This is a genomic window from Ferroglobus sp., from assembly GCF_015521575.1.
Lineage (GTDB): Archaea > Halobacteriota > Archaeoglobi > Archaeoglobales > Archaeoglobaceae > Ferroglobus.
The window spans coordinates 1-7,076 of sequence record NZ_WANY01000096.1; the positions used below are offsets into that span (position 1 = coordinate 1).

Consider the following 7,076-nt stretch of genomic DNA (forward strand, 5'->3'; position numbering starts at 1 on the left):
AGGAGAATGGAGGAAGCTATAAAAAAGGAGGAAATCAAGTCAATGTGCGGCTGTTTGATGGACGATTTGCCAAGGGATGTCATCGAAAAATTCGAGAGCATGGGATTCGACAAAGCCACGGATCACTTCTTCGGATTTTACAATGGAAAGACTGTGAAAGTGTACATTTTCAGAGATACTAACGCATTAGGCTTGTACACCTCAGTTAAGTTCAAAAGTGAAGAGGAGGCGGAGAAGGTCGTTGAAAAATACAAGGGAGAATACGTTCTTCTCAAAAGGGAAAACTGGGTTGACGTTAGCAAGATTCTTGAGGTGGATGTTATCAGCGAAATCAGAAAGGGGAACTTTGAAGAACTTTTAAATTCCGAGCTCGAAAGAATTGTTAAAGAAGCTAAAAAACTGAAGTCGCTATGATATACGTTGTTCACTACGGAGAGATTGCCCTAAAAGGGAAGAATCGGGACTTTTTTGAGAGAAAGCTGATGGAAAACATAAAAAGAAAAATTGAGGGGAGAGTTAGGAGAAGGTACGGAAGAATTATCGTTGAAGCTGAAGATGCCGAAGAAAAGCTGAGAAAAATTCCGGGGATAAAGTACTTCGCCAAAGCTGAGGTTTGCGATCTCGACATAGAGGAGATAAAGAGAGTCGCTTTGAAAGTTGTCGGTGAAGTGGATAGCTTCAAAGTTGAGACAAAGAGGAGCAACAAGAACTTTCCTCTAACCTCCATAGAGGTTAACAGAGTTGTAGGAGAGTTCGTCAAAAACAGTAAAGGAATTAAAGTGGACTTAAAGAATCCGGAAAGAACGGTATACATTGAGATAGGAGAAAAGGAGAGCTACATTTACACCGAAAAAATTCCCGGAATTGGCGGATTACCATGCGGAGTTTCTGGAAGAGTTGTGGCTCAGATTTCTGGGGGAATAGATAGCCCGGTCGCTGCTTTTTTGGCTATGAAGAGGGGAGCAGAAGTTATAGCAGCTCACTTTTTCAATCAAACTCTCCATTCTCCCCAGGTTAGAAAGAAGATTTTAGACTTGGCTGAGAAACTTTCCGAATTTCACAGAGTAAAGCTTTACATGGTTCCCTTCGAAGAAGTGCAGAGGGAGATAATCAGGGTGATTCCTGCCAAATACCGAATGATCGTTTATCGAAGAAGCATGATGAGGATGTCGAACATAATTGCGAAGAAGGAAGGAGCGAAGGCGATAGTTACCGGCGATTCCCTCTCCCAAGTTGCGAGCCAGACGCTTGACAATATCAGAGTGATCTACTCCGCTTCGGAGCTTCCAGTTCTTCCGCCTTTGATAGGTTTCGATAAGGAGGAGACCATAGAGATAGCGAAGAGGATAGGTACTTATGAAATTTCGATTTTGCCTTACGAAGACTGCTGCACTTTGATGATAGCGAAGCATCCGGAAACGAGAGCGAAGATTGAGGATGTAGAGAGAATGGAGAGAGTTGCAGAATTTAAAGAAGAAGATGCCGTGGAGAGAGCTGAAATCTTCGAATTCGACGGCTAAGAAATTTTCTTCAAAAGCTCATCTGATTTTTTAGCCACGATAGCAGATAGCAAATCGCTTTTCGTCCTCTCTATGGAATTTCTCGCAACATCAAGTTTCGGTCTCAGGTTTCCGGTGATTTTATCGTGGAAAGTGAATTCCACAAGCTTGAAATACAGTTCTTCCATTAGCTCAAGAACTTTTTTCGCCACTTCAACGTTATTTTTTACTAAGAGTGTAAGAGCAAACCTCCTCATTTCCCCTATCGAGTCCGCAAATCCTCCAAGAATAGGAGCCGGTTCTAAGCCCTCTGGCAGATTAACTTCCAAGCTGAGATTCTCAACGACGTTCTTGAAGACTATGGCTTCAACGAACTCCTGCATGGCGTCAAAGGAGAGGTAGTAGATGTCCCAGAACTTTTCCTTAAATTTCTTTATCTCTTCGAAAATCTCCTCAGCTTTTTTTAAATGCTCCTCAGCTTTCTCAAAATTTCCTGCGTGGATGTAGGCTATAGCCTTGCTCGAATTCAGCCTCATATCTCTTGATAGCTTTATAAGCTCTTCTCTTGCAGCTTCCTTTTCCTCAAGAATCCTCTTAAGATCTTCGAGCATCATCTCACCAGCAAAACAACCCTACTCGCTTCGGACTCGTCCCTAATTTCATATCCCGTTAGCTTCGCAAGTTCTTCGGCGAATTTTCTAACGTCCTCGTGCTCCGGCATGTTCTCAGCCTTAAGTCTTCTCCTCGAATAACCGAGGTACATGTAAGCTTTTGCTTCTACGAAATCCGGAGATGCTTCGTCTATGATTTTTGCAAATTTTTCGGGCTCCATATTCACACCTTTTATTAAAGTTAGTCTGATAACCGTTCTGAAATCAAGATTCGGAAGAAGCTTCAGACTTTTCTCTATCTTTTCCCACTTAGTTCCTTGCAAAACCTTGTGGCTTTCTTCATCGTACGCTGTGAGGCTTAAATAAAGCTGATAAGGTTCAACCCTCTCCAAAGCTTGCGGATTAGTTCCATTCGTTACGAGAAATGTCGTGAAGTTTCTTTTCTTGTACTCATCAACGAGCTCATCGATTCTCGGATACAAGGTCGGCTCTCCGATTAGACTTATGGCTACGTGCTTCGGATTTAAAGCCTCTTCAAGCTTCTTTCTGTTCACGCCTACAGTTCCGAAGAAACCGCTTAACAATCTCCTCTGAGCTTTTATGCTCTCCTCAACTATAAACTCGGGATCGTCCCATTCCCTAAATGGCGGCATTAAATCAAGGGGTCTCCAGCAGTGAACGCAGGATAGGTTGCATATCAAAGCGGGAGACATTTGAAGGCAGCGATGAGAGGGAATACCGTAAAACTTCTGCTTGTAACAGTAACCTTCATCTTTTAACGACTTCTTAAGCCAGAGGCACGTTTTTACAGCCGAATGTCTTCCAACTATGTGGTATCCCTTTAGATCCGCTAACGTTTTTGCCATAATATTTTGAGTAAGAGGAATGGGTTAAAAAGTTGACCCCGAAATTCGGTCTTTATTTTTGCTGTTTTATTATAACTAACGTTTTCAAAAGTATTTTGTTTTCTTCGCTCTAACCTCGTTTATGAAAAAAGTCGCGATAACGCTGCCTATCTTTTTCCTTATCGGTCTGGCTTCCGCATGCTTTAATCCTGCCGACAGCTTTGCTTTCGAAGTTTTATTAAATAAACCGGGTATCTCCTACGATCTTTCAAAGTTCGAAAGAGCGAAAAACGTTATCGTAAACGAGGAAATCATCTACAGATCCCATTATAGCGATAAGCTTGCTGTGATAATAAGAGAAGTGAATAATCCAGTTAGAGGATTGAGTGTAAGAATTCAGATTCCGACGGAAAGAGTGGAGGTTAATTTTACGGAAATCCTGCTTACTATCGAGTCGAATGTAACTCCAAAGTTCGAGGAAGCGTCTTCACTTCTCAGCTCCCTCGGATACAAAGTTTTGAAGAAATCTAAAGAAGTTGAGCTACTTGAGACTGAGAAAGACAATGGAAAGATAAGAATCTCAATTTTTGGAGGAGAGAAAAGTCAGCTTTCTGTAACGATTAGAGGAGAGCTGAACGAGGAACTAAAGAAGGAATTGAAAAGTATAGCTTTCGCAGCTGGTTTTGGTGGAGAGTGGGAAAATGCGAGGATCGAAAGGAAGGAGATCTTTTACGAGGACCTAAAGCCAGTTGAAAGCGTTGATAACTTCGATTTTAAAGAGGCTGTAAGAGTCGAATTGGAATGGCTGAAGGAAAATGGGATAATTTCAGGCTTGAGTAAGAAGGATATAGAAGAGATCTCTAAGGTTGCAAAAGCCGGTTTATCTGGACACAATTCGAGAATCGTCTGGGAAGATGGATGGAAACCCTACTACAAGACAAGAAATCCAGTACTTTTGAAAGGTGTGAGCTGCGAAAGCTTTCCTTTACAGAAGCTTCCGAAGGGCGAAGTAACTTTCGAAAGTAAAGAGATCCCCGGATTCGACGTTTTTCTCCTTCTCATCTTGTTTCTACTTGCTCTAAACTTCAAGCGTTAAACCACCGAAATGGAAACCATTTTAACTTTCCGCGACTCTTTTCCTCTATGGACATCTGCGTTAACGGAGCGGCTGGAAGAATGGGTAGGCTCGTTGTTAAAAACGCTGTGGAGGCTAACCATAAAGTCGTTCAGGCTTTTGATGTCAGAGAAATTGGAAAAGATGCTGGAGAACTTGCGGGAATTGGAAAGATCGGTACGTTAATTCAGGAAATGAGCGATTTAGACTGCGATGTTGCCATAGATTTTTCCGTTCCAGAAGCTACGGTAGAGCTCGTTAAGCTCGCTTTGAAGTCCAATACGAAGCTCGTGATAGGAACAACCGGATTAAACGATGAGCAGAAAAAGGTAATTGAGGAGGCAAGCAGGAAAATCCCGATAGTCATGAGTCCCAACTTCAGCGTTGGCGTGAACGTGTTCTGGAAGATTTTGGAGGTCGCTTCCAAGCTGCTTAAAGATTACGACGTGGAAATAGTGGAGGTGCACCACAGATTTAAGAGAGACGCGCCAAGTGGAACAGCTTTGAAGGCTGCTGAAATAGTGAAAAACGAGCTTGGGATTGAAAAACTCGTTTTTGGAAGAAGCGGAGAGTGTTTGAGGGGAGACGAGATAGGAGTTATGGCAATTAGAGGAGGAGATGTTGTAGGAGAGCACTTTGTTATGTTCATAGGATTTGGCGAAAGAATAGAAATCAACCATAGAGCTTGGAGCAGAGAGATATTCGCAAGAGGGGCGATAAAAGCTGCTGAATGGATAATGAACGTTGACAAGCCAGGACTTTACGGGATGAAAGATGTCTTGGGGGTCTGAGAGATGGTAAGTAGGGAGGACGTCGTAGAAGGTGTAAAAAAAATTCTTCTTGAAGCAGAAACGAAGCTTAGTGACGATGTTATCGAAGCTATAAGAAGGGCATACGAGGAGGAAGAGGGTTATGCTAAAAAGATTCTAAAAGCGATTCTTGAGAACGTTGAGTACTCATCGAAGAATAAAATTCCGATGTGCCAAGACACTGGCATCCCAGTATTTTTCGTCGAACTCGGAAGAGAGTTGAGCTTGGACTTCAACCTCTACGATGCTATCAGAGAGGGAGTTGTCGAAGCGACTAAGGAAATCCCCCTAAGACCGAATGCCGTGCATCCGATTACAAGAAAAAATTCTGGGGACAACACTGGAATGCACATGCCGCTGATAAGCGTTGAGATTGTAGAAGGAGATAGAATGAAAATTGCGGTAATGCCGAAAGGGGCTGGAAGCGAGAACGTTTCAGCTTTGAAAATGCTCTTACCGAGTCAGGTAAATGAAATAAAGAAATTCGTTGTTGAAGTGGTTAAAAATGCAGGTGGGAAGCCCTGTCCGCCAATTTTCATTGGAGTAGGAATAGGATCGACCTTCGACGGTGCTGCGAAACTTGCCAAAAAAGCTCTTCTTAGAAACGTGACCGAGATGAACGAATTCGAGCTTGAAATACTTAATGCTGTGAACGAGCTTGGAATAGGAGCTGGCGGACTCGGAGGAAAATACACAGCCTTAGCGGTCCTCGTTGAAATGGGTCACTGCCATACCGCTTCTTTGCCGGTAGCGGTAAACATACAATGTTGGGCTAACAGGAGGGCTTGGGTTGAGTTGAGGTGATAACATGCTGCTGCAAACGCCTTTAAAAAAGGAGGATTTGTTAAAGCTTGAGGTGGGAGATGCCGTTTACATTTCTGGGGAGATAATTACTGCAAGAGATGCTGCGCATATGAGAATTCTTGAGTTTTTCGAAAGAGGAGAGGAGCTACCATTCGAATTGAATTGCTCGGTTATTTACCACTGCGGGCCGATAATAAAAAAGAATCACGAGTTCAAAGTTATCTCAGCTGGTCCAACAACTTCCGCAAGAATGAACCCCATGACCACCAAAATTCTCGAAAAGGTAGATTGCTTGGCTATAGTGGGAAAAGGCGGCATGAGTGACGAAGTTGTGGAGGCTTTGAAGGGCAAAGGGGTATACCTCGCCTACCCCGGCGGGGCTGGAGCTTTAGCTGCAAAGGCGATAAAAAAAGTGAGAGCTGTCTACTGGGAAGATCTTGGAATGCCGGAAGCCGTATGGGTTTTCGAGGTGGAGAACTTCGGGCCATGTATAGTGGGAATCGACGCAAAAGGAAACAGCATATACAAAAAAGTGGAAAAGGTTGTCGAGGAAAACTTCAAAAAGCTCAAATCTCGGCTATAAGTTCGTCGATCATTCCTTTTACATCCACCGGCGAAGCTCTCTTCCAGAAGTAGTAAAAGACGCTCTCGCACCAATCAACAGCTTCCTTATTCTCGCTTCGAAACATCGGCGAGTACGTGTGGTAGTACTGGAAGTAGACGATTTCACCATCGAAAACTCCGAGCAGTAAAGGCGTGTCGTAAACCTTTATCTCTATTTTGTCCCTGACAATCTTCATCTCCTTTTTACTCAAGTCCATGTCAATCAACACTTGCCTTATCGTTTCGAGCCTATCTCGCAGGGTGTCTCTGCTCGAAATAACTTTTTCAGAAGCTCCTTGAAGGTTCAGGTTTACCATCAGCTTGTATATGTCGTAGTTGATTATTCTGTCGATGTACAACCCGTATTCTCTCACCCTCGAAAGGTCTTCGAGTCCCCTAATCACTCCGTCCAAGAATTCGAATTTCTCTGAAAATCTTAGCACGAGGGGAAATCCGTGCTTTAAGTACGGGGGAAGCATTTTTAAGAATTCCTCGGCTTTCTTTATCTCCTCCTCGAACTCAAAAGATTCAACGAGATTCTCGAAAGTTGCAAGAATCAAGTCTCCGTAGGAGCTGATCTCGTAAACCTCTCCCCGCTTTCTGACCATCTCAAGCTCCTCCAACCTGCTTAGCGCTCTCGAAATTGTGGACTTCGGGGCGTTCAACTCCTTTACCATTTCAGAAAACTTGTACTTCCTTTTAGACAGCAACAAAAGAATCTGATACCTCCAAGGGTTGAGACATTCTTTTATTAGTTCAAAACATTTTTCCTTCACACCAATACCTCTTAC

The 7,076-nt window shown here is 43.2% G+C and carries 9 protein-coding genes; 6 read left to right on the top strand and 3 right to left on the bottom strand.

The genetic code is table 11. From position 1 onward, the window contains the following. Together F7C14_RS04075 and thiI are read left to right on the top strand one after the other, a co-directional pair. Positions 1-414 (top strand): hypothetical protein (locus F7C14_RS04075; RefSeq protein WP_290900175.1); only part of this gene is annotated, 414 nt, incomplete at its 5' end. Further along, on the top strand, positions 411-1,520 hold the full coding sequence (thiI, locus tag F7C14_RS04080) for a tRNA uracil 4-sulfurtransferase ThiI (protein WP_290900176.1): 1,110 nt from the start codon (positions 411-413) through the stop codon (positions 1,518-1,520). The genes F7C14_RS04075 and thiI, both read left to right, overlap by 4 nt. Here thiI and F7C14_RS04085 read toward each other — a convergent pair. Both F7C14_RS04085 and twy1 read right to left on the bottom strand, forming a co-directional pair. After that, complete coding sequence (locus F7C14_RS04085) at positions 1,517-2,110, bottom strand: translin (RefSeq protein ID WP_290900177.1); 594 nt, start codon at positions 2,108-2,110, stop codon at positions 1,517-1,519. The genes thiI and F7C14_RS04085 overlap by 4 nt on opposite strands. Next, positions 2,110-2,976 (bottom strand): 4-demethylwyosine synthase TYW1, encoded by an 867-nt coding sequence (gene twy1, locus F7C14_RS04090; protein WP_290900178.1) that lies wholly within the window; start codon positions 2,974-2,976, stop codon positions 2,110-2,112. Before twy1 ends, F7C14_RS04085 begins: the two co-directional genes overlap by 1 nt. Before the next feature lie 121 nt (positions 2,977-3,097). Between twy1 and F7C14_RS04095 the strand changes: the two genes are divergently transcribed. From F7C14_RS04095 to F7C14_RS04110, 4 genes are read left to right on the top strand one after another with little or no spacing between them, the layout of a single operon-like run. Further along, a complete protein-coding gene (locus F7C14_RS04095; RefSeq protein WP_290900179.1) occupies positions 3,098-4,051 on the top strand; it encodes a hypothetical protein in 954 nt (317 codons plus the stop codon). 47 nt (positions 4,052-4,098) lie between these two features. Continuing rightward, positions 4,099-4,860: a 4-hydroxy-tetrahydrodipicolinate reductase gene (dapB, locus tag F7C14_RS04100; protein WP_290900180.1), complete on the top strand. Its 762-nt coding sequence runs from the start codon at positions 4,099-4,101 to the stop codon at positions 4,858-4,860. A 3-nt stretch (positions 4,861-4,863) separates the two neighbouring features. Beyond that, positions 4,864-5,682 carry a fumarate hydratase gene (locus F7C14_RS04105; protein ID WP_290900181.1) on the top strand — a complete coding sequence of 273 codons (819 nt, stop codon included), beginning with the start codon at positions 4,864-4,866 and terminating at the stop codon, positions 5,680-5,682. 4 nt (positions 5,683-5,686) lie between these two features. Continuing rightward, the gene (locus F7C14_RS04110; protein ID WP_290900182.1) at positions 5,687-6,265 is read left to right on the top strand and encodes a FumA C-terminus/TtdB family hydratase beta subunit; all 579 of its coding nucleotides are present in this window, start codon (positions 5,687-5,689) and stop codon (positions 6,263-6,265) included. Here the strand turns inward: F7C14_RS04110 and F7C14_RS04115 are convergent. Further along, the coding region (locus F7C14_RS04115) for an ArsR family transcriptional regulator (protein ID WP_290900183.1) at positions 6,249-7,076 on the bottom strand (828 nt) is incomplete at its 5' end. The two genes, F7C14_RS04110 and F7C14_RS04115, sit on opposite strands and share 17 nt — an antisense overlap.